At 69.6% G+C, this 21,281-nt stretch carries 22 protein-coding genes and 1 pseudogene; 4 read left to right on the forward strand and 19 right to left on the reverse strand.

The features are described 5' to 3' along the window. The 3 genes and pseudogenes from CIB93_RS12260 to CIB93_RS12270 form a co-directional block, all read right to left on the reverse strand. A pseudogene (locus CIB93_RS12260) lies at positions 1 to 316 on the reverse strand (ATP-binding protein); the annotation flags it as partial. A 263-nt stretch (positions 317 to 579) separates the two neighbouring features. Then, positions 580 to 903, reverse strand: coding sequence for an STAS domain-containing protein (locus tag CIB93_RS12265; protein WP_096626823.1), 324 nt, complete (start codon positions 901 to 903; stop codon positions 580 to 582). 241 nt (positions 904 to 1,144) lie between these two features. Then, positions 1,145 to 1,993 carry a 3-hydroxyacyl-CoA dehydrogenase family protein gene (locus tag CIB93_RS12270; protein ID WP_096626824.1) on the reverse strand — a complete coding sequence of 283 codons (849 nt, stop codon included), beginning with the start codon at positions 1,991 to 1,993 and terminating at the stop codon, positions 1,145 to 1,147. Between the two features lie 205 nt (positions 1,994 to 2,198). On the opposite strand from CIB93_RS12270, the gene CIB93_RS12275 reads away from it, so the two are divergent. After that, positions 2,199 to 2,771: a cob(I)yrinic acid a,c-diamide adenosyltransferase gene (locus CIB93_RS12275; RefSeq protein WP_096626825.1), complete on the forward strand. Its 573-nt coding sequence runs from the start codon at positions 2,199 to 2,201 to the stop codon at positions 2,769 to 2,771. A gap of 24 nt (positions 2,772 to 2,795) precedes the next feature. On the opposite strand, the gene CIB93_RS12280 is transcribed toward CIB93_RS12275, so the two are convergent. Beyond that, positions 2,796 to 3,374, reverse strand: a complete 579-nt coding sequence (locus CIB93_RS12280; protein ID WP_096626826.1) for a hypothetical protein — start codon at positions 3,372 to 3,374, stop codon at positions 2,796 to 2,798. 151 nt (positions 3,375 to 3,525) lie between these two features. Here CIB93_RS12280 and CIB93_RS12285 point away from each other — a divergent pair, with 151 nt between their 5' ends. From CIB93_RS12285 to CIB93_RS12295, 3 genes are all read left to right on the forward strand, one after another. Beyond that, positions 3,526 to 4,725, forward strand: a complete 1,200-nt coding sequence (locus tag CIB93_RS12285) for a sensor histidine kinase (RefSeq protein ID WP_096626827.1) — start codon at positions 3,526 to 3,528, stop codon at positions 4,723 to 4,725. Next, positions 4,722 to 5,372: a response regulator transcription factor gene (locus tag CIB93_RS12290; protein WP_096626828.1), complete on the forward strand. Its 651-nt coding sequence runs from the start codon at positions 4,722 to 4,724 to the stop codon at positions 5,370 to 5,372. The genes CIB93_RS12285 and CIB93_RS12290 overlap by 4 nt, the downstream gene beginning before the upstream one ends. A 179-nt stretch (positions 5,373 to 5,551) precedes the next feature. After that, positions 5,552 to 7,423, forward strand: coding sequence for a glycoside hydrolase family 18 chitinase (locus CIB93_RS12295; RefSeq protein ID WP_096626829.1), 1,872 nt, complete (start codon positions 5,552 to 5,554; stop codon positions 7,421 to 7,423). A gap of 127 nt (positions 7,424 to 7,550) precedes the next feature. On the opposite strand, the gene CIB93_RS12300 is transcribed toward CIB93_RS12295, so the two are convergent. From CIB93_RS12300 to prmC, 15 genes are all read right to left on the reverse strand, one after another. Continuing rightward, positions 7,551 to 7,997 carry a DUF2550 domain-containing protein gene (locus tag CIB93_RS12300; protein ID WP_096626908.1) on the reverse strand — a complete coding sequence of 149 codons (447 nt, stop codon included), beginning with the start codon at positions 7,995 to 7,997 and terminating at the stop codon, positions 7,551 to 7,553. 133 nt (positions 7,998 to 8,130) lie between these two features. Further along, a complete protein-coding gene (locus CIB93_RS12305; RefSeq protein ID WP_096626830.1) occupies positions 8,131 to 8,505 on the reverse strand; it encodes a F0F1 ATP synthase subunit epsilon in 375 nt (124 codons plus the stop codon). Between the two features lie 110 nt (positions 8,506 to 8,615). Beyond that, on the reverse strand, positions 8,616 to 10,058 hold the full coding sequence (atpD, locus tag CIB93_RS12310) for a F0F1 ATP synthase subunit beta (protein WP_096626831.1): 1,443 nt from the start codon (positions 10,056 to 10,058) through the stop codon (positions 8,616 to 8,618). Continuing rightward, positions 10,058 to 10,975, reverse strand: a complete 918-nt coding sequence (locus CIB93_RS12315) for a F0F1 ATP synthase subunit gamma (RefSeq protein ID WP_096626832.1) — start codon at positions 10,973 to 10,975, stop codon at positions 10,058 to 10,060. The genes atpD and CIB93_RS12315 overlap by 1 nt, the downstream gene beginning before the upstream one ends. A 3-nt stretch (positions 10,976 to 10,978) precedes the next feature. After that, positions 10,979 to 12,550 carry a F0F1 ATP synthase subunit alpha gene (gene atpA, locus CIB93_RS12320; RefSeq protein WP_096626833.1) on the reverse strand — a complete coding sequence of 524 codons (1,572 nt, stop codon included), beginning with the start codon at positions 12,548 to 12,550 and terminating at the stop codon, positions 10,979 to 10,981. Positions 12,551 to 12,685: 135 nt separating this feature from the next. Further along, the gene (locus CIB93_RS12325; RefSeq protein ID WP_096626834.1) at positions 12,686 to 13,501 is read right to left on the reverse strand and encodes a F0F1 ATP synthase subunit delta; all 816 of its coding nucleotides are present in this window, start codon (positions 13,499 to 13,501) and stop codon (positions 12,686 to 12,688) included. Beyond that, positions 13,498 to 14,034, reverse strand: a complete 537-nt coding sequence (locus CIB93_RS12330) for a F0F1 ATP synthase subunit B (RefSeq protein WP_096626835.1) — start codon at positions 14,032 to 14,034, stop codon at positions 13,498 to 13,500. The genes CIB93_RS12325 and CIB93_RS12330 overlap by 4 nt, the downstream gene beginning before the upstream one ends. Positions 14,035 to 14,075: 41 nt before the next feature. After that, complete coding sequence (gene atpE / locus CIB93_RS12335) at positions 14,076 to 14,306, reverse strand: ATP synthase F0 subunit C (RefSeq protein WP_006127588.1); 231 nt, start codon at positions 14,304 to 14,306, stop codon at positions 14,076 to 14,078. A gap of 87 nt (positions 14,307 to 14,393) precedes the next feature. Then, complete coding sequence (gene atpB / locus CIB93_RS12340; RefSeq protein ID WP_096626836.1) at positions 14,394 to 15,227, reverse strand: F0F1 ATP synthase subunit A; 834 nt, start codon at positions 15,225 to 15,227, stop codon at positions 14,394 to 14,396. A 201-nt stretch (positions 15,228 to 15,428) separates the two neighbouring features. After that, the gene (locus tag CIB93_RS12345; RefSeq protein WP_096626837.1) at positions 15,429 to 15,869 is read right to left on the reverse strand and encodes a hypothetical protein; all 441 of its coding nucleotides are present in this window, start codon (positions 15,867 to 15,869) and stop codon (positions 15,429 to 15,431) included. 266 nt (positions 15,870 to 16,135) lie between these two features. Then, a complete protein-coding gene (locus CIB93_RS12350) occupies positions 16,136 to 17,527 on the reverse strand; it encodes an MraY family glycosyltransferase (RefSeq protein WP_179500073.1) in 1,392 nt (463 codons plus the stop codon). Positions 17,528 to 17,611: 84 nt separating this feature from the next. Continuing rightward, a complete protein-coding gene (glyA, locus tag CIB93_RS12355; protein WP_096626839.1) occupies positions 17,612 to 18,892 on the reverse strand; it encodes a serine hydroxymethyltransferase in 1,281 nt (426 codons plus the stop codon). A gap of 159 nt (positions 18,893 to 19,051) precedes the next feature. After that, positions 19,052 to 19,693, reverse strand: coding sequence for a protein-tyrosine-phosphatase (locus CIB93_RS12360; protein ID WP_096626840.1), 642 nt, complete (start codon positions 19,691 to 19,693; stop codon positions 19,052 to 19,054). Continuing rightward, positions 19,690 to 20,337 (reverse strand): L-threonylcarbamoyladenylate synthase, encoded by a 648-nt coding sequence (locus CIB93_RS12365; protein WP_096626841.1) that lies wholly within the window; start codon positions 20,335 to 20,337, stop codon positions 19,690 to 19,692. The genes CIB93_RS12360 and CIB93_RS12365 overlap by 4 nt, the downstream gene beginning before the upstream one ends. A 52-nt stretch (positions 20,338 to 20,389) precedes the next feature. Further along, on the reverse strand, positions 20,390 to 21,235 hold the full coding sequence (prmC, locus tag CIB93_RS12370) for a peptide chain release factor N(5)-glutamine methyltransferase (protein ID WP_096626842.1): 846 nt from the start codon (positions 21,233 to 21,235) through the stop codon (positions 20,390 to 20,392). Positions 21,236 to 21,281 lie beyond the last annotated feature (46 nt).

Here is a 21,281-nt window from a genome sequence, read left to right on the forward strand (position 1 = left end):
CCGGCTGCGGGGCGGGCGGGCCCGGGGGAACGGGGGGTGCGCCAGCGCGCTCGTGGTCGGCGCGCTCGGCGGGGGTGCGGCGGACGGGGGCGGCGGGCTCCGCGCCGGGCGGGCAGGCCTCGACCTCGCTGCCGTCGACGGGGTTGACCGTGACGAGCAGATCACCGGCGGTCAGCCGGACGACGCGGACCTGCTGCGGTGCCTGCTGCCCGAAGTCGGCGGCGGCGTCGCGGGACGGCCGCCGGTGGTCCGGCTCGCCGCCGGGACGGTCGTGCCCCTGCCCGTGTTCCTCGGGTGCCCGGTGTGTCGGGTCCATCGCAAAGTCCCCCAGACGCGTCGTGCGCGGTCGCCCCTCCCGGCCTCACACGCCCCGCTGTCGCTTCCGGTCCGGTGTCCACCACTTGGGTTTCGGTTTCATTCGGCGGACGGCCGAACATTAGACCTTGCACAGTATCTACGAAGGGGCGGGGTGCCGCGCCGCCCAGGACGTCACGTTCCGGTGAGGATTGCGCGACTTCTGCCGCCGGATTCCGTCCGTCCGTTCACTCGGCGGACCGGCAGGGACAGCAGGACGCCCTCTTAGACGCGCGGCAGCGAGTCGGCGGCGATCCCGCCCTCGATGGCCAGGATGCGGTGCAGCCGGGTGGCCACCAGGAGGCGCTGCATCTGCGGCGGCACACCGCGCAGCACGAGGCGGCGTCCGGCCCGTCCGGCCCGGCGGTGGGCCCCCATGATGACGCCGAGTCCGGTGGCGTCCCAGGAGTCCAGCTCGGTCAGGTCCAGCACGAGGTCGCCGGCTCCGTCGTCGACGGCCGTGTGCAGGACCGTACGGGCGTCCGCCGCGCTTCGGACGTCGAGGCGGCCCCCGACGACCAGCTCGGCGTGGTCGCCCCTGATGTGCATATGCGCTCCCCGGTCATGCTCCGTAGAAGGTCCGTCTGTCTTTTCTTCTGCCTGTGCTTCTGTCTCTGTCACAACTGACTGCCCCGGCGACAGGGAAGTTGCCGTCTGTAAGCGAACCGATACCGAATTCACTCGGTGGAGTGAAGCCGGTTCGCCGGAGACCGGTCGCTGCCGGGTACACTCCCCGGCTTCCCCGGCCCTGACGGCGGCGGGCCGACGGGCCGGGGAGCGCGGTTCGCGGTCAGTACGTGTAGAAGCCCTGCCCGCTCTTGCGCCCGATGTCACCTGCGTCGACCATCCGGCGCATCAGCTCCGGGGCGGCGAACTTCTCGTCCTGGGACTCGGTGTAGATGTTGCCGGTGGCGTGCAGCAGAATGTCGACGCCGGTGAGGTCGGCCGTGGCGAGCGGGCCCATGGCGTGGCCGAAGCCCAGCTTGCAGGCGATGTCGATGTCCTCGGCCGAGGCGACGCCCGATTCGTACAGCTTGGCCGCCTCGACGACGAGCGCCGAGATGAGCCGGGTGGTGACGAAGCCCGCCACGTCGCGGTTGACGACGATGCAGGTCTTGCCGACGGACTCGGCGAACTCCCGCGCGGTGGCGAGGGTTTCGTCGCTGGTCTTGTAGCCGCGTACCAGCTCGCAGAGCTGCATCATCGGGACCGGCGAGAAGAAGTGCACGCCGACGACGCGCTCCGGACGCTCCGTCACGGCCGCGATCTTGGTGATCGGGATGGCGGACGTGTTGGAGGCGAGGACGGTGTGCTCGCCGACGACCTTGTCCAGGGAGCGGAAGATCTCGTGCTTGACCTCCAGCTTCTCGAAGACGGCCTCCACGACGACGTCCGCGTCCGCGACGGCGTCGAGATCGGTGGTCGTGGTGATGCGGGCGAGCGCTGCCTCGGCGTCGGCGGCCTCCAGCTTGCCCTTGGCGACGAACTTGTCGTACGAGGCCTTGATGCCGTCGCGGCCACGCGTCAGCGCGGCGTCGGTGACGTCCCGCAGCACGACGTCCCAGCCCGCCTGGGCGGAGACCTGCGCGATCCCGGACCCCATGAGTCCGGCCCCGATGACGGCGAGCTTCCTGGCCACGTTCGCACCCCTTGGTTTCTGTTCGCCTGTGCGGCATTTGTTCACGGCGGTTCACATGCTCTCCGGCGGAGGTTAGTACCCGTCGGGCGCGCTGGGGCCGCGAAGAGATGCGCGTCACGTCTCGAATGACGGACATCACACCGGGACGCGTCATTCGGCTCCACGCCGTGCGCAGTTGGGGGTTCGGCGTCACTACGCTGACCCCATGGTCAATCTGACGCGCATCTACACCCGGACCGGCGACCGGGGCACCACCGCCCTCGGCGACATGAGCCGCACCGCCAAGACCGATCTGCGGATCTCGGCGTACGCGGACGCCAACGAGGCCAACGCGGTGATCGGGACCGCCATCGCGCTGGGGCAGCTGCGCGAGGACGTGGTGAAGGTCCTCGTACGGGTCCAGAACGACCTGTTCGACGTGGGCGCCGACCTGTCCACCCCGGTGGTGGAGGACCCGAAGTATCCGCCGCTGCGGGTCGAGCAGTCCTACATCGACAAGCTGGAGGCGGACTGCGACCGCTTCCTGGAGGAGTTGGAGAAGCTGCGCAGCTTCATCCTTCCCGGGGGTACGCCGGGGGCCGCACTGCTCCACCAGGCGTGCACGGTGGTCCGGCGGGCCGAGCGGTCCACCTGGGCGGCGCTGGAGGTGCACGGTGAGTCGATGAACGCCCTGACCGCCACGTATCTCAACCGCCTCTCCGACCTCCTGTTCATTCTGGCGCGGAGCGCGAACAAGGAGGTCGGGGACGTGCTGTGGGTGCCGGGCGGCGAGCGCTGAGGCTTCCCCCGGGCGGGGGCCCGCCTACTTCTCGGCCGGTTCCCGCTCGACGGCGGCGTCCTCGTAGCCCTTCGGGGCCTGCTTCGGGAACAGCGTGTAACTCCCGGCGATGATCAGGTTGATGCCGATCACCCAGCCCACCTTCTGCTGCCACATCCGCAGCGAGCTGGTCTCCCCGCCGGAGCCGACGTACCAGACCGCCGCCTGGAGCAGCCCGAGCGCGACGGTCGCGGCGAGGATCCAGCGGGCGGCAACGCGCCACTCGTGGACGGCGCGGGCCGTGCCGTACTTCGGCGGCTTCACCGGCGGCGGGCCGCCGAACCAGCGGTGGGCGACGCGGGCGTCCACCCACTTGATGGTGTGGTGGCCGAGGCCCACGGTGAAGCCGATGTAGACGGCGGCCAGCCCGTGCTTCCAGTCGGGCTCGGCCCCGTTCTTCAGGTCGATCGCCGTCACCACCAGCAGCAGGACCTCCAGCAGCGGCTCGCACAGCAGCACGGCGGCTCCGAGCCTCGGCTTCCTCGCGACGTAGCGCAGTGCGAGCCCCGCGGCCAGCAGCACCCAGAAAGCGACCTCGCAGGCCACGACCAGAATGGCGATCACAGCGTCTCTCCTCCCGTTCCCCTCCAGCCTCCCGTCCGCGGGGCGGGGAATCGTCGTCGGCAGTGACGAAACGGGACTGCATCCTTCGATGTAGTCGCGCATCGGTCCGCGAAGGGAGGCCGGGCGTCCGCGCGGCGTGTTGGATGGAGAGGTGCTCACCTCGATCCGCCCCCACCGCGACGATGTGCTCCTTGCCGTCTGCGGGCTGCTCGGGGGGCTGCTCCTGTGGCGGCTCGGCCTGCACACCCAGGGCGGCCGCCCCTTCTCCGCACCCTGGATCGCCCTCATACCACTGACCGTGATGGCCGCGATGGAGCTGCTGCGCCGCAGCGCCCCGCGCACGGCGCTGGCCTTCGGCGCGCTCGCGCTGATCGCGGACCAGTTCACCCGGGGCAGTCTGGCGACCGTCCTGATGTTCACGGACGTGATGTACGCGGCCGTGCTGTACGGGACCCCGGCCGCGGCACGCCGCCTCCCGGTGGCCACGCTCCTGGTCACCGTCGCGTCCACGATCGGTTTCCTGGCGTGGTTCCGCAGGCCCGAGGCGCTGCTGATCGGTGTCGTCACCGGACTGGTCACCTTCGTCCCGGCGATCACCGGGGTCAGCGTGCGCAACCACCGCGCCGCCGCCGAGGCCGCCCGGCTGGCCGCCGACCAGACCGCGCGGCTGGCGGAGCTGGACCGGACACAGGCGGTGGTCGCCGAGCGGGCCCGGATGGCCCGGGAGCTGCACGACATGGTGGCCAACCACCTCTCCGCCGTGGCGATCCACTCCACGGCGGCCCTGTCCATCGACGACCCGGAGACCTCGCGGCGGGCCCTCGGGGTGATCCGGGAGAACAGCGTGGAGGGGCTCGCGGAGATGCGGCGGCTGATCGGGCTGCTGCGCGAGGGCGGCGAGGGCGGCGCCCCAGCCGCCGCGCCGACGCTCGCCGCACTGGACGCACTGGTCGAGCAGGCGAACACCAACGCCGCGTCCAGCGGGCTGACCTGCACCCTGGAGGACACCCGGGCGACGGGCTCCGACCCGCTGCCGACGCCGGTGGAGCTGGCCGCGTACCGGATCGTTCAGGAGTCCCTGACGAACGCCCTCAAGCACGCGGCGCCGGGCCCGGTGGTGGTGCGACTAGGCCGGACCGGGGAACTGCTGACGGTCGAGGTGACCAGTGTGTTCGGGGAGCGCCCCGGTCCCACGGCGCCAGGGTCCGGGGCCGGGCTCGTGGGCATGCGGGAGCGGGTGGCGTTGCTCGGCGGGACGATCGAGGCGGGGCCCGGGCCGGCCGCCGACGGCACCAGGATCTGGCGGGTGCGGGCCGAACTGCCCGTATGGGAAAGGAAGGTGCGGGAATGACGATCCGGGTACTGGTCGCGGAGGACCAGTCGGCGGTGCGCGCGGGACTGGTGCTGATCCTCTCCAGCGCGCCGGACATCGAGGTCGTCGGGGAGGCGGGGGACGGCGAGGCCGCGGTGCGCCTGGCGCGTGAACTCCGCCCGGATCTCGTCCTGATGGATGTGCAGATGCCCCGGCTGGACGGGGTGTCGGCGACCCGGCAGGTGGTTGCGGAGGAGCTGGCGGACGTTCTCGTCCTGACCACGTTCGACCTCGACGCGTACGTGTTCGGGGCGCTGCGGGCCGGGGCCTCGGGCTTCCTGCTGAAGAACACCGACGCCCGCGATCTGCTGGAGGCGGTACGGACGGTGGCGCGCGGCGAGGGCCTGATCGCCCCGGCCGTGACCCGCCGGCTGATCGCGGAGTTCGCCGGAGCCACACCCGTACGTGCGAGGGAGACGGCCGATCCAGCGGTGCTGGACGCACTGACCCGGCGGGAGCGCGAGGTGCTGGGGTGTCTGGGTGAGGGCCTGTCCAACGCGGAGATCGCGCTGCGGCTGTCGATGGCGGAGGCCACGGTGAAGACCCACGTCAGCAGGCTGCTCGGGAAGCTGGAGCTGCGCAGCCGGGTCCAGGCAGCCGTCCTGGCACAGGAGTTGGGGATCTGACCCGCTTCCGGGCCTCATTCCCCCATCTAAGGTCTGGACCTCTTGACGATTGGTCCAGACCTTCCTACTGTCACCGAAACACACTGCGGTGAGTACGGGAACACTACGTACTCAGGGCGGCGCAGGGTTTGCAGTCCACGAATTACCCCCGTTTGTTGGACCTCACCCGAGGAGCACCGTTGAGCACTGAAACCCCCCAACGCCGTTCCAGATTCCGATGGATACCCACCCGGAGCGGAAGATCCAAGGTCGTGGCGGGCCTGACCGCGCTCGTCGTCCCGCTGGCCGCGATGGTGGGCCTCGCCTCCCCCGCCTCGGCAGCCGCGTCGGCCACTGCCACATACACCAAGAAGTCGGACTGGGGCAGCGGCTTCGAGGGCCAGTGGACGGTGAAGAACACCGGCACCACCGCGCTCTCCTCCTGGACGATCGAGTGGGACTTCCCCTCGGGCACCGCGGTCGGCTCCGCCTGGGACGCCGCCGTCACCAGCAGCGGCAACCACTGGACCGCCAAGAACCTCTCCTGGAACGGGACCATCGCCCCCGGCGCCAGCGTCAGCTTCGGCTTCAACGGCACCGGCTCCGGCTCCCCCTCGGGCTGCAAGCTGAACGGCGCCTCCTGTGACGGCGGCACCGTCCCGGGCGACAACCCGCCCTCCGCCCCGGGCACCCCGACCACCAGCGATGTCACGGACACCTCGGTGAAGCTCAGCTGGAGCGCGGCCACCGACGACAACGGCGTCAAGAACTACGACGTGCTGCGCGACGGGGCGAAGGTCGCCACGGTCACCGGCACCACCTACACCAACACCGGCCTGACCGCGGGCACCGACTACTCCTACGCCGTGCAGGCCCGGGACACCGCCGGCCAGACCGGCCCGGTCTCCGGCTCCGTCTCCGTGCGCACCACCGGCGGAGGCGGCGAGCCGCCCGTCGGCGACAAGATCAACCTGGGCTACTTCACCAACTGGGGCGTCTACGGGCGCAACTACCACGTCAAGAACCTGGTGACGTCCGGCTCCGCCGCGAAGATCACGCACATCAACTACGCCTTCGGCAACGTGCAGAACGGCAAGTGCACCATCGGTGACGCGTACGCCGACTACGACAAGGCGTACACCGCTGCCCAGTCCGTGGACGGCGTCGCCGACACCTGGGACCAGCCGCTGCGCGGCAACTTCAACCAGCTGCGCAAGCTGAAGGCCAAGTACCCGCACATCAAGGTCCTCTGGTCCTTCGGCGGCTGGACCTGGTCCGGCGGCTTCCCCCAGGCCGCGCAGAACCCCGCCGCCTTCGCCCAGTCCTGCTACGACCTGGTCGAGGACCCCCGCTGGGCCGATGTCTTCGACGGCATCGACCTGGACTGGGAGTACCCCAACGCCTGCGGCCTGACCTGTGACACCAGCGGCCCGGACGCACTGAAGAAGCTGGCCTCCGCCACGCGGGCGAAGTTCGGCTCCGACAACCTGGTCACCGCCGCCATCACCGCGGACGCCTCGGCCGGCGGCAAGATCGACGCCACCGACTACGCGGGCGCCGCCCAGTCCTTCGACTGGTACAACGTGATGACGTACGACTTCTTCGGCGCCTGGGCCAAGCAGGGCCCGACGGCCCCGCACTCGCCGCTGAACCCGTACACCGGCATCCCGCAGGAGGGCTTCACCTCCTCCGAGGCCATCGCCAAGCTCAAGGCGAAGGGCGTCCCGGCCAAGAAGCTCCTCCTCGGCATCGGCTTCTACGGCCGCGGCTGGACCGGCGTCACCCAGTCCGCCCCCGGCGGCACGGCGACCGGCGCGGCCTCGGGCACGTACGAGGCGGGCATCGAGGACTACAAGGTCCTCAAGAACACCTGCCCGGCCACCGGCACCATCGCCGGCACGGCCTACGCCCACTGCGGCAACAACTGGTGGAGCTACGACACCCCGGCCACCATCGGCTCCAAGATGACCTGGGCGAAGAACCAGGGCCTGGGAGGTGCGTTCTTCTGGGAGTTCTCCGGTGACACCGCCAACGGTGAACTGGTGAGCGCCATCGACAGCGGTCTCCAGTAGCCGCGGGAGTGATCCCCACGCCGTAACGGCACGCACCACCCCGGAAAAGCACCGGGGAGACGGGTCCGCCCCCCGTCTCCCCGGTTTCTCGCTGTGTACGCGTACGTTCTCGCTGGGTGCGCGGCCGCTACGCGACGTTGACCCGCTGGCCGGGCGGTGCAGCCTCCAGCCAGGCCAGGAAGCCGGTCAGGGCGTCCTCGCTCATCGCCAGCTCCAGGCGCGTCCCCCGGTGGAGACAGCCGAGCACGACGGAGTCGGAGAGCAGCGCGAGCTCCTCCTCGCCCTCCGGCAGCCGGCGGGCGATCACCTCGATCGCAGAACGCTCCAGGCCCCGGCGGGGGCGAGGAGCGTAGGAGAAGACCCGGAACCAGTCGACGCGGTCACCGCTGTAGCGGGCGACCCCGTACACCCAGCCCTTGCCCAGGGCGTCGGGCTCCTCGGACACATCCCAGCGCAGGCTGCAGTCGAAGGTCCCACCGGACCGCTGGATCAGCCGCCGGCGCAGACCGAAGACGAACAACCCCAACAGGACCAGTACGACGACGGACACGCCCACCCACAACGCGAGGACCATCTCCACCGACCTCCTCGCATCGTCGAGTAACGGATACCGAAATACGTATTGCACCTGCATCGCCTCAGCCGCGACACGGCTGGATTGCTCCAGCTCGGGCCGCGGCTGAGTAAAAACATCTGTCAGCGGGGTGCTAGCGCACCGCCACCGCGCGCAGTCGTACGTCCGCACGCCGCTGGGCAGCGGCGTCCGCCTCCGACTTCGCGAGCTCCAGCGCCCGCTCGGCGCGCTCGACATCGATCTCGTCCGCCAGCTCGGCGATCTCGGCCAGCAGCGACAGCTTGTCGTCCGCGAACGAGATGAATCCACCGTGCACGGCGGCGACGACGGTGCCGCCCTCACTCGTGCGGATCGTCACCGGGCCCGATTCCAGCACACCGAGAAGCGGCTGGTGACCGGGCATGACGCCGATGTCGCCGGACGTGGTGCGCGCGACGACCAGGGTGGCCTCGCCGGACCAGACACTACGGTCCGCGGCGACCAGCTCGACATGCAGCTCAGCAGCCAAGGGTGGCTCCTCGGGTCACCACCCGGCGGTCGATGCCGGGTGTTGGGTCAATTCTACGGGGCGTGGTGAGGGGGGCGGGACACACCCGCCCCCCTCGGTGAGCCGGGGGCTCAGGAGACGCCGAGCTCCTTGGCCTTGGCCTTGAGGTCGTCCAGGCCACCGCACATGAAGAACGCCTGCTCCGGGAAGTGGTCGTAGTCGCCGTCGCAGATCGCGTTGAACGCGGCGATCGACTCGTCGAGCGGCACGTCCGAACCGTCCAGGCCGGTGAACTGCTTGGCGGCGTGGGTGTTCTGCGACAGGAAGCGCTCGACGCGACGGGCACGGTGGACAACGAGCTTGTCCTCCTCGCCCAGCTCGTCGATACCCAGGATCGCGATGATGTCCTGGAGGTCCTTGTACTTCTGCAGGATTCCCTTGACGCGGCTGGCCGCGGCGTAGTGGTCCTGCGAGATGTAGCGCGGGTCCAGGATGCGGGACGTGGAGTCCAGCGGGTCCACGGCCGGGTAGATGCCCTTCTCGGAGATCGGACGGGAGAGAACCGTCGTCGCGTCGAGGTGGGCGAACGTGGTGGCCGGGGCCGGGTCGGTCAGGTCGTCCGCGGGGACGTAGATCGCCTGCATCGAGGTGATCGAGTGACCACGCGTCGAGGTGATGCGCTCCTGGAGCACACCCATCTCGTCGGCCAAGGTCGGCTGGTAGCCCACCGCGGACGGCATACGGCCGAGCAGCGTGGAGACCTCGGAACCGGCCTGCGTGAAGCGGAAGATGTTGTCGATGAAGAGCAGCACGTCCTGCTTCTGCACATCGCGGAAGTACTCCGCCATGGTCAGGGCGGACAGGGCGACGCGCAGACGCGTGCCCGGCGGCTCGTCCATCTGGCCGAAGACGAGCGCGGTCTTGTCCAGAACGCCCGACTCGGTCATCTCGTCGATGAGGTCGTTGCCCTCACGGGTGCGCTCACCGACACCGGCGAACACCGACACACCGTCGTGCAGCTTCGCCACACGCATGATCATTTCCTGGATGAGGACCGTCTTGCCGACGCCCGCACCACCGAACAGACCGATCTTGCCGCCCTTGACGTACGGGGTCAGCAGGTCGACGACCTTCAGGCCGGTCTCGAACATCTCGGTCTTCGACTCAAGCTGGTCGAAGGCCGGGGCCTTGCGGTGGATCGGCCAGCGCTCGGTGATCTGCGCCTCGGCCTCCGGCTCGTTCAGGATCTGACCGAGGGTGTTGAACACCTTGCCCTTGGTGATGTCACCGACGGGGACGGTGATACCCGCGCCCGTGTCGGTCACCGGGGCCTGGCGGACCAGGCCGTCGGTGGGCTGCATCGAGATCGCGCGGACCACGCCGTCACCCAGGTGCTGGGCGACCTCAAGGGTCAGCGTCTTGCGGGCGCCGTCCTCGGCCGGGTCGGCGACCTCGACGTGGAGGGCGTTGTAGATCTCCGGCATCGCGTCGACGGGGAACTCCACGTCGACGACCGGGCCGATGACCCGGGCGACGCGGCCCGTGGCAGCGGCCGTCTCAACTGTCGTCGTCATTACTTGTCACTCCCCGCGGTCGCGTCGGCCAGAGCACTGGCACCGCCGACGATCTCGCTGATTTCCTGGGTGATTTCGGCCTGTCGGGCCGCGTTGGCAAGCCGGGACAGGCTCTTGATGAGGTCCCCGGCGTTGTCGGTCGCCGACTTCATCGCGCGGCGGCGGGCAGCGTGCTCGGAAGCGGCCGCCTGCAGCAGTGCGTTGTAGATGCGGCTCTCGACGTAGCGCGGCAGAAGGGCGTCGAGGACGTCCTCGGCCGACGGCTCGAAGTCGAACAGCGGAAGGATCTCACCCTTGCGGGTGCTCTCCTCGGCCACCTCGTCGAGCGAAAGCGGCAGCATCCGGTTGTCGACCGCGTTCTGCGTCATCATCGACACGAATTCCGTGAAGACGATGTGCAGCTCGTCGACGCCGCCCTCGGCCGTGTCCTTCTGGATGGCCTCGATCAACGGGGCGGCGATGCGCTTGGCATCGGCGTACGCCGGGTTGTCGGTGAAGCCGGTCCAGGAGTCCTCGACCTTGCGCTCGCGGAAGCCGTAGTACGCGACACCCTTGCGGCCGACGATGTACGTGTCGACCTCCTTGCCCTCTTCGGCAAGGCGCTCCCGCAGCCGCTCCGCGGCCTTGATGGCGTTGGAGGAGTAGCCGCCGGCCAGACCGCGGTCGCTCGTGACGAGCAGGACCGCGGCCCGGGTCGGGACCTCGACCTCGGTGGTGAGCGGGTGCTTGGCGTCGGAGCCGGTCGCCACCGCGGTCACCGCACGGGTGAGCTCGGTCGCGTACGGCATGGATGCCGCCACCTTGCGCTGCGCCTTGACGATGCGCGAGGCGGCGATCATCTCCATCGCCTTGGTGATCTTCTTGGTCGCGGTGACGGCTTGGATGCGGCGCTTGTAAACGCGAAGCTGAGCGCCCATCGATCAGCCCTCGCCCAGGAGCTTGCCGTCCGAGGTCTCGAACTGCTGCTTGAAGGCGGCGATCGCGTCGGCGACCGACTGCAGCGTGTCGTCGGACATCTTGCCGCCCTCGGCGATGCTGGTCAGCAGGTCCTTGCGCTCGCGGCGCAGGAACTCCAGCAGCTCAGCCTCGAAGCGACGGATGTCCTCGACCGGGACGTCGTCCATCTTGCCCGTGGTGCCGGCCCAGACCGAGACGACCTGCTCCTCCATCGGGAACGGGGCGTACTGCGGCTGCTTCAGCAGCTCGACCATGCGCTTACCGCGCTCCAGCGAGGCCTTCGAGGCCGCGTCCAGGTCGGAACCGAAGGCGGCGAACGCCTCCAGCTCGCGGTACTGGGCGAGGTCCACGCGAAGCCGGCCGGAGACCTGCTTCATGGCCTTGTGCTGGGCGGAGCCACCGACTCGGGAGACCGAGATACCGACGTTGAGCGCCGGACGCTGACCCGCGTTGAACAGGTCGGACTCCAGGAAGCACTGGCCGTCGGTGATGGAGATGACGTTGGTCGGGATGAACGCCGACACGTCGTTCGCCTTGGTCTCGACGATCGGGAGGCCCGTCATCGAACCGGCGCCCATCTCGTCGGAGAGCTTGGCGCAGCGCTCCAGCAGACGCGAGTGCAGGTAGAAGACGTCACCCGGGTAGGCCTCGCGGCCCGGCGGGCGGCGCAGCAGCAGGGACACGGCGCGGTAGGCGTCGGCCTGCTTCGAGAGGTCGTCGAAGATGATCAGGACGTGCTTGCCCTGGTACATCCAGTGCTGGCCGATGGCCGAACCGGTGTACGGCGCCAGGTACTTGAAGCCGGCCGGGTCGGACGCCGGGGCGGCGACGATGGTCGTGTACTCCAGCGCACCGGCCTCTTCGAGCGCACCACGCACGGAGGCGATGGTGGAACCCTTCTGACCGATGGCGACGTAGATGCAGCGCACCTGCTTGTTCACGTCGCCCGAGCGCCAGTTGTCGCGCTGGTTGATGATCGTGTCGACGGCCAGAGCGGTCTTACCCGTCTGACGGTCGCCGATGATCAGCTGACGCTGGCCGCGGCCGATCGGCACCATGGCGTCGACGGCCTTGTAGCCGGTCTGCATGGGCTCGTGCACCGACTTGCGGACCATGACGCCAGGGGCCTGCAGCTCTAGGGCGCGGCGGCTGTCGGTCTCGATCTCGCCGAGACCGTCGATCGGGTTGCCGAGCGGGTCGACGACACGGCCGAGGTAACCCTCGCCGACGCCGACGGAGAGCACCTCACCGGTGCGCTGCACCGGCTGGCCCTCCTCGATGCCGCTGAACTCGCCGAGGACGATCGCACCGATCTCGCGCTCCTCAAGGTTGAGGGCGAGACCGAGGGTTCCGTCCTCGAACTTCAGCAGCTCGTTCGCCATGGCGGAGGGCAGGCCCTCCACCTTCGCGATGCCGTCGCCGGCAACGCTGACCGTACCGACCTCCTCGCGCGAGGCCGCGTCCGGCTGGTACGACTGGACAAAGTTCTCCAGTGCGTCCCGGATCTCCTCCGGCCGGATCGTGAGCTCCGCCATCTGGGTTCCCTGCTCTCCTTGTTGGGCCCGAAGTTTCTTAAGGGGGTCTGGGGGCCGACCCCCAGGAATCTTCTGCAGTTTCTGCACGGCCCAACCGGGCCGCTGGTCTTGCGTGTACTTTTGCGCTGCGCTGTGTCAGCCGGCGATGCGACGGGTCGCCTCGTCGAGGCGCTCCGCAACGGTGCCGTTGATGATCTCGTCACCGACGCGCACCGAGATCCCGCCGAGGACCGCGGGGTCCACGTCGAGGTTCAGGTGCATCTCGCGGCCGTAGAGCTTCGCCAGGGCGGCGCCGAGACGCTGCTTCTGCCGGTCGCTGAGCGGCACCGCCGAGGTGACGACGGCGACCATGCGGTCCCGGCGCTCCGCGGCGAGCTTGGACAGCGAGTCCAGCCCTGCTTCCAGGCTACGTCCACGGGGCTGGGTCACCAGGCGGACGATGATCCGCTCGGTGACCGGCTGCGCCTTGCCGCCGAGCAGGCTGCGCAGCAGCTCACTCTTGGCGGCGGCCGTGGCCGTACGGCTGGTGAGCGCGGACCGCAGCTCCTGGTCGGAGCCGATGATCCGGCCGAACCGGAACAGCTCGTCCTCGACGTCGTCGAGGGCGCCGCCGCGCTGGGCGGCGGTGAGGTCGGCGGTGTTCGCCAGCTCCTCGACCGAGTCCACCAGGTCGCGCGACTGCGACCAGCGGGACCGGACGAGACCGGAGACCAGGTCGACGGTTTCGCCGCCGACCTGACCGCCGAGCAGGCGGGCGGCCAGCTCGGCCTTGCTCTCGCCGCTCTGGGCCGGGTCGGTGAGGACCCGGCGCAGGGATACTTCGCGGTCGAGCAGTGCGGTGACCGAAGCCAGCTCCTCGGCGAGCTTCGCCGCGTCGACCGACGTGTTGTCGGTCAGCGCGTCGAGACGCTCACGTGCGGCAGCCAGTGCCTCGCGGCTCGCGCCGTTCATCGGGCGGCCTCGGCCTTCGCCTCAAGCTCGTCGAGGAACCGGTCGACGGTGCCGCTCTGCCGGGCGTGGTCCTGGAGGGACTCACCGACGAGCTTGCCGGCCAGGTCGGTGGCGAGCTTGCCGACGTCCTGGCGGAGTGCGGAAGCCGCAGCCTTGCGGTCGGCCTCGATCTGGGCGTGGCCGGCGGCGATGATCTCTTCGCGCTGCCGCTGACCTTCCGCCTTCATCTCCTGGATGATGACGGCACCCTGCTCCTGCGCCTCCTGGCGCAGGCGGGCGGCCTCGTGGCGGGCTTCGGCGAGCTGAGCCTTGTACTGCTCAAGAACGCTCTGGGCCTCGGTCTGAGCCGCTTCGGCCTTCTCGATGCCACCTTCGATCGCCTCACGACGCTCGTCCAGGGCCTTGTTGATGGCCGGGAGGAGCTTCTTGTAGAAAGCGAAGAAGACAATGCTGAAGCAGATCAGGCCGATGAGAATCTCGGGCCAGACCGGCAGCAGCGGTGACTGCGGCTCCTCAGCTGCCAAGTGCAACATGGTGGACCTTTCGTCGAAAACGTATCGTCAGGTCGCCTGGACTACTTGGGGTAGATGAAGGGCGCGACGAAGCCGATCAGGGCCAGGGCCTCGATGACGGCGAAGCCGAGCAGCATGTTCTGGCGGATGAGGCCGGCGGCCTCGGGCTGGCGGGCGATGGCCTGCACACCGTTACCGAAGATGATGCCGATGCCGACGCCGGGGCCGATCGCCGCGAGGCCGTAACCGATGGTGCCGACGTTGCCCACAACGGCTGCGAGAGTCTCAGACATTGATCTGTGATTCCTTCTCTTGATTGGCCGGTGGAGATTGCGTCCACCGGACGACTAAGGGGTGTCCGGGCGGTGGCCCGGGTGTCCTCAGTGCGCTTCTTCGAGCGCCTGGGACAAGTACGTGGCGGTCAGCACGGTGAACACGTAGGCCTGGAGCGCCTGAATGAACATCTCGAAGACGGTCAGGGCCAGGGTCACGGCGAACGACGCGGTGGCGTACACGGTGCCGAGCACGGTGCCGAGCATGTACCACGTCGCGATCGTGAAGACCAGGATGAGGATGTGACCGGCGAACATGTTCGCGAAGAGTCGGACCGCCAGCGTGAAGGGGCGCACGAAGATGTTCGAGACGAACTCGATCGGCGTCAGGATCACGTAGATCGGCTTGGGCAGGCCGCTCGGCACGCACAGGTTGCGGATGCCTCCGACGAACCCGTTGTTCCGGAAGGTCACCGACATGTAGACGACCCAGACGACCAGAGCCAGTCCGACCGGGTAGGCAATGACCGAGGTCACCGGGAACTGTGCGATCGGGATGATCGCCCAGAGGTTCATCATCCAGACGAAGAAGAACAGCGACACCAGCAGCGGAACGAAGGGCTCGCCCTTCTTGCCGATGATCTCCTTGGCGATGCCCCGGTGCACGAAGTCGTAGAGGGCTTCGGCGACCATCTGCAGCTTGCCCGGAACGACCTTGGGCTTGGAGAAGCCGGCCCAGAACAGGCTCAGGATGGCGATCGTTCCGATGATCGCCAGCAGCATCGGCTTGTTGAAGTCGACCGGACCGACACTGAAGATCGGGTCGAAAATGAACGACCACGCGCTCGGGGCTGGGAATCCGCACGAACCCTGGAACAGGTGGCAGTCAACCTCGAAAGCGAGCGTCTGGGCGTCAGCAGTCACCAGGAGCTCCTTCTGCATGGCGCATGGATACGGCTACCTCGTTGTATCGGAGCGGCTGGCAGCCGCAGGTCGGCACCGGACTGGATTCTTACGGTGAGGAGGCGGCGGCCGGGCCCGAAGCCTCGCGATGAATCAGGCGACAGCCGTGTTGTCCGCGCCCGCAGTACCGCAACCGAGACCGGACGATAGCAGCATGTCGAACAGGGCTTTATCCCGGCCCTACTGGTCATGCTTGTCCTCGGTTCCGCCCGGGGCGTTCCGGCTCTCCGCCTCCGGATCCACGTACAGGGTCTTGCTCCTGGCATGCAGCACGGTCTGCGTGATGATCCATGTGATCACCGAGGCGACCAGCGTGAGGGCGAAGACCTGGAGGTCGAAGAGCGACGTGTCCCTGATGCCCATGATCAGCAGGAGCAGGAGCACGAGCTGGACCGAGTAGACCATCAGCCCCATGCCCTGGAACAGGTGGGGCATCGACTTGGCGACCCACTGCAACGCCAGCTGTCCGAGGGCCATGAAGAGGATGACCACCACGCAGCCCACCACGGCGCCGATCGCCCCCTTGCCGCCGGCGAGCAAGCCGCCGACAAGCGTGGCGATGGCGCCCACCGCGGCGGTGGGGGCGGCGATGCGCAGTACTTCGCGCATGTCGGACTGCATGGCGGCAGCTCCACTGGTCTTGGGGAGGAATGGGGCGTCGTCATGGACGAGCGTAGGCCCGGTCCGCAGAGCGGAGACCTGGGCCAATGGACCGTCTCACTAGGGTCCTTCGGCTCCGTCACCGGGTCTCGTGAACGGTATCACAAACTATTTGATGAGGTCTTTACCTGGAAAGTGTGCCACCTGTCACACATGAGAGTTACCCCGCGCGTGTGTGCACGACAAGGCGGTGCAATGTCTGGTAATGCACCACGGAATCCGAATCGTCAGCGCGAGGAGTCGATGGAGCGGCGTTCGGGGAAGCGCGAACGAGCGCCGATCGCGGTCGCCCCGTTGACGCCGGACACCCCGACCGCCACAGGGGCCCGTTCGGCGTCCTCCTCGCCCATCCGAGCGCCCTGCACGCCCTGTTGGGCCCCGGAGGCCACGGGTGCCGGGTTCTCCTCGTACGAGGGGGAGGAAGCCCGCACCGCCGCCCCGCGGCGGTAGCGCGGCGGCACGAAGCGGTTGGCCCAGTGCGGGGCGCGCGGGGTGAAGCGCGGCATCAGCAGCAGGACGAGGCCCACCACGCTCGCCGCGATGATGATGAAGACGATCCACGTCGAGGCCGAGTGCACCGAGTAGGCGACGGCGCCGAAGGCGATGATGGCCGACCAGAAATACATGATCAGCACGGCCCGGCTGTGCGAGTGGCCGATCTCCAGCAGCCGGTGGTGCAGGTGGCCCCGGTCGGCGGCGAACGGCGACTGGCCGTTCCAGGTGCGTCGGACGATGGCGAGGATCAGGTCGGCGGCGGGGATCGCGATGATCGTCAGCGGCAGCACCAGCGGGATGAAGACCGGGAACATCGCGTGGGTGGCCCCGCGCTCGCTGCCCTCGAAGAAGATCTTCATGTTGTCCGGGTCGACCTGGCCGGTGATCGAGATCGCGCCCGCCGCCAGCACCAGGCCGATCAGCATCGAGCCGGAGTCGCCCATGAAGATCCGCGCCGGGTGCATGTTGTGCGGCAGGAAACCGAGGCACATGCCCATCAGGATCGCCGCGAACAGCGTCGCGGGGGCCGCCGCCTCGATCCCGTACCCCATCCAGAGGCGGTAGGCGTACAGGAAGAACGCCGCCGAGGCGATGCACACCATGCCCGCCGCGAGCCCGTCCAGGCCGTCGACGAAGTTGACCGCGTTGATCGTGATGACGACCAGCGCCACCGTGAGCAGCGTGCCCTGCCACTGGGTGAGGGCGACCGTGCCGACGCCGGGGATGGGCAGCCACAGGATCGTGAGCCCCTGGATGACCATGACGGCGGCGGCGATCATCTGGCCGCCGAGCTTGATCAGGGCGTCGATCTCGAACTTGTCGTCGAGAACGCCGATCAGCCAGATCAGGGCGGCGCCGGAGAGCAACGCCCTCGGCTCGTTGGAGAGTTCGAAGACGTCCTTCAGGTTGTGCAGGTGGTCGGCGACGATCAGCCCCGCACACAGTCCGCCGAACATGGCGATGCCACCGAGCCGCGGAGTCGGCTCCCGGTGGACGTCGCGGGCGCGGATCGCGGGCATCGCCCCGACCGCGATGGCGAACTTACGCACCGGTCCGGTCAGCAGATAAGTCACTGCGGCCGTGACACAGAGCGTCAGCAGGTAATCACGCACGGGCTGCCCCACAGGTTTCGCCGGCCATCTAAGCCCCACACCCTAGTCTCTGAAACAAGGACTCCACGGTACGGGTGATGGTTGCACAACCCTCGTCTACCCCGGGTACGGAGGATTCCGCATCGCCAGCTCACGGACCTCCGCCGCGACCGGGCCCACCTCGCCCGTCTCCCGTACGGCCGCCCCGAACAGCGCGGCGATCCGGGCCATGTCCCCCTCGTCCATCCCCTGCGTGGTGACGGCGGCGGTGCCCAGGCGGATACCCCGGGCGTCCCCGTACGGCAGCGCGCAGGTGTCCAGGACCATACCGGCGGCGGCCAGCCGTTCGCGGGCGGTGCGGCCGTCGACGCCGAGCGGCGCCGGGTCCGCGACGACGATGTGGGTGTCGGTGCCGCCCGTGGTGACCTCGAAGCCCTCCGCCTCCAGACCGGCGGCGAGCACCCGGGCATGGGCGACGACCTGGTGCGCGTAGAGCGTGTACGCCGGTGTCTCCGCCTCCCCGAACGCGACCGCCTTCGCCGCGACCGTATGCATCTGCGCGCCGCCCTGGGTGAAGGGGAACACCGCCCGGTCGATCCGCTCGGACAGCTCCGCGCCGCACAGGATCATCCCGCCGCGCGGCCCGCGCAGCACCTTGTGCGTGGTGGCGCAGACCACGTCGGCGTACGGGACCGGGTTGGGCGCGGCTCCCCCGGCGATCAGTCCCATCGGGTGCGCGGCGTCGACGATCAGATACGCGCCGACCTCGTCGGCGATCTCGCGGAACAGCTCGTAGTCGGGGTGCCGGGGGTAGGAGATCGAACCGCAGACGATGGCCTTGGGGCGGCGGGCGCGGGCCAGCGCGCGGAGCCGGGTGTAGTCGATGAGCCCGGTGTCCGGGTCCACCCCGTAGCCGACGAAGTCGAACCAGCGGCCGGAGAAGTTGCCGGGCGCCCCGTGGGTGAGGTGTCCCCCGTACGGGAGTCCCATCGCGAGCACCGTGTCGCCGGGGCGCAGCAGCGCGGCGTAGGCGGCGAGGACGGCGGAGGAGCCGGAGTGCGGCTGGACGTTGGCGTGCTCGGCGCCGAAGAGGGCGGTGGCCCGGCGCACCGCGATGCGTTCGGCGGCATCCGCGTGCTCGCAGCCGCCGTGGTGGCGGGCGCCCGGGTAGCCCTCGGCGTACTTGTTGGCGAGCGGGGAGCCGAGGGCGGCGAGGACCGCGGGCGACTGGAAGTTCTCGGCGGCGATCAGCTGGAGGGTGGCGGCCTGGCGGCCGGTCTCCGCGAGCAGGATTCCGGCGATCTCCGGGTCCTCGCGGAGCAGGGCGCCGAAGTCCTGGGGCAGGGCGTCGGGCGCGGACGACACGGCTGCGGGTGCGGCGGGCGAGGTGACCGGCATGGGACGGCTCCGGGCCTGGAGGAGGGTGCGCCGGCGAGGGTGTGCCGGTGTCAGCTCCAATGTAGGCCGGGGCGGAGTGCTGTGCCCGCTGTCACGGCCTCTCCTACGCCGGTCGGCGCACCGGCCCGACCGGCACGGCAGGAGGCACGCGTACGTCCGTCAGCTCGGTGCGCGGACGCCGGTGAGGGCGGTGACGACCGGGTCGAGGGCCTGGTTGATCTCGTCGCCGATGGAGCGGAAGAAGGTGACGGGCGCGCCGTAGGGGTCGTAGACCTCGTCCGCCTCGGCGGTCGGGGCCAGCAGCCAGCCGCGCAGCGCGGCGGCGGCGCGGACCAGGGCGCGGGCGCGCTCGACGACGCCCTCGTCGCGCGGGTCGGGCAGGGTGGCGGGGTCTATCGCCCGCACCAGCCGGGTGAACTCCTTGAGCGTGAAGGTCCGCAGGCCCGCGGAGTGGCCCATGGAGATGACCTGGGCGCGGTGGTCGCGGGTGGCGGTGAGGACCAGGTCGGCGCGGATGACGTGCTCGTCGAGCAGCTCGCGGCCGACGAAGCCGCTGGCGTCCGCGCCGAAGTCGGCGAGGACCACTTCGGCGTTGGCCTCCATGGGGGCGCCCTCATGGCCCCAGGTGCCCGCGCTCTCCACGATGAGGCCGCCGCTGAGCGGGTCGCCGAGGCGGTCCGTCAGGGCATGGCGGGTCAGCCGCTCGGTGATGGGCGAGCGGCAGACGTTGCCGGTGCTGACGTGGAGGATGCGGAAGGTGTCGGTCCGCCCTGCTATGCCACGCCCCTCGGGGGCGGTCAATTGGCCACCTCAAGGTCGGGTACCACCTTGCGCAGCTCCTCCGCGGAGACCGCGCCGGCCCGCAGCAGGACCGCGGTGGCACCGGTGACGTCGACGATCGAGGACGGCACGATGCCGGGCGTCGGGCCGCCGTCGAGGTAGACGGAGACGGAGTCGCCGAGCATGCCCTGGGCGGCGTCGCAGTCCTCCGGGGCGGGGTGTCCGGTGAGGTTGGCGCTGGAGACGGCCATCGGACCGACCTCGGTCAGCAGCTCGATGGCGACCGGGTGCAGCGGCATCCGGATGGCGACGGTGCCCCGGGTGTCGCCGAGGTCCCACTGGAGCGAGGGCTGGTGCTTGGCGACGAGGGTGAGCGCGCCGGGCCAGAAGGCGTCGACGAGCTCCCAGGCCTGCTCGGAGAAGTCGGTGACCAGGCCGTGCAGGGTGTTCGGGGAGCCGATGAGAACGGGGGTGGGCATGTTGCGGCCCCGCCCCTTGGCGTCCAGCAGGTCGTTGACGGCCTCGGAGCTGAAGGCGTCGGCGCCGATGCCGTACACGGTGTCGGTGGGCAGCACGACGAGTTCGCCGCGGCGGACGGCGGAGGCGGCCTCGCGCAGGCCCGTGATCCGGTCGGTGGCGTCGTTGCAGTCGTATCGCCGTGCCATCAGCCGGCCTCCTCAAACGTGTACGGGTACGGGTGGTGGTGCCGGGGGCGGGTCACGGCATGGCCTTGCGGGCGGTGGCGAACCGGGGGCGCTTGTTCAGGTCGGGGTGGTCGGCGGCATCCGCCCAGCCCCGCTCCTCGGTGAAGATCCACGGCACCTGGCCGCCCTGGGTGTCGGCGTGCTCGATGACGACGAGGCCGCCGGGGCGCAGCAGGCGGTGGGCGGTGCGCTCGATGCCGCGGATGGTGTCGAGGCCGTCCTCGCCGGAGAAGAGGGCCATCTCAGGGTCGTGGTCGCGGGCCTCGGGGGCGACGTACTCCCATTCGGTGAGCGGGATGTACGGCGGGTTGGAGATCACCAGGTCGACCTGGCCGTCGAGCTCGGGAAGGGCGCTCAGGGCGTCTCCGCGGTGGACGGTGACCCTGGACCCCTCGGCGTTCTTCCGGGTCCACTTGAGCGCGTCCTCGGACAGCTCCACGGCGTGTACGCGAGAGCGCGGGACCTCCTGGGCCATGGCGAGCGCGATGGCGCCCGAGCCGGTGCACAGGTCGACGACGACGGGCTCGACGACATCCATGGCCCGTACGGCGTCTATGGCCCAGCCGACGACGGACTCGGTCTCCGGCCGGGGCACGAACACCCCGGGCCCGACCTGGAGCTCCAGATAGCGGAAGAAGGCCCGCCCGGTGATGTGCTGGAGGGGTTCGCGGGCCTCGCGGCGGGCGATCGTCTCCCAGTAGCGGGCGTCGAAGTCACTGTCGGGCACCTGGTGCAGCTCGCCCCGCTTCACCCCGTGGACGAAGGCCGCGAGTTCCTCGGCGTCGAATCGCGGTGAGGGGACACCGGCGTCGGCCAGCCGCTGGGTGGCCTGGGCCACCTCGGCGAGCAGCAGGTTCATCGCGGTTCTCCGTACGGGTTACGGGTGTGCGGGGCGGACGGTGCGT

Origin of the sequence: Streptomyces sp. WZ.A104 (assembly GCF_002382885.1) — a bacterium.
Lineage (GTDB): Bacteria > Actinomycetota > Actinomycetes > Streptomycetales > Streptomycetaceae > Streptomyces.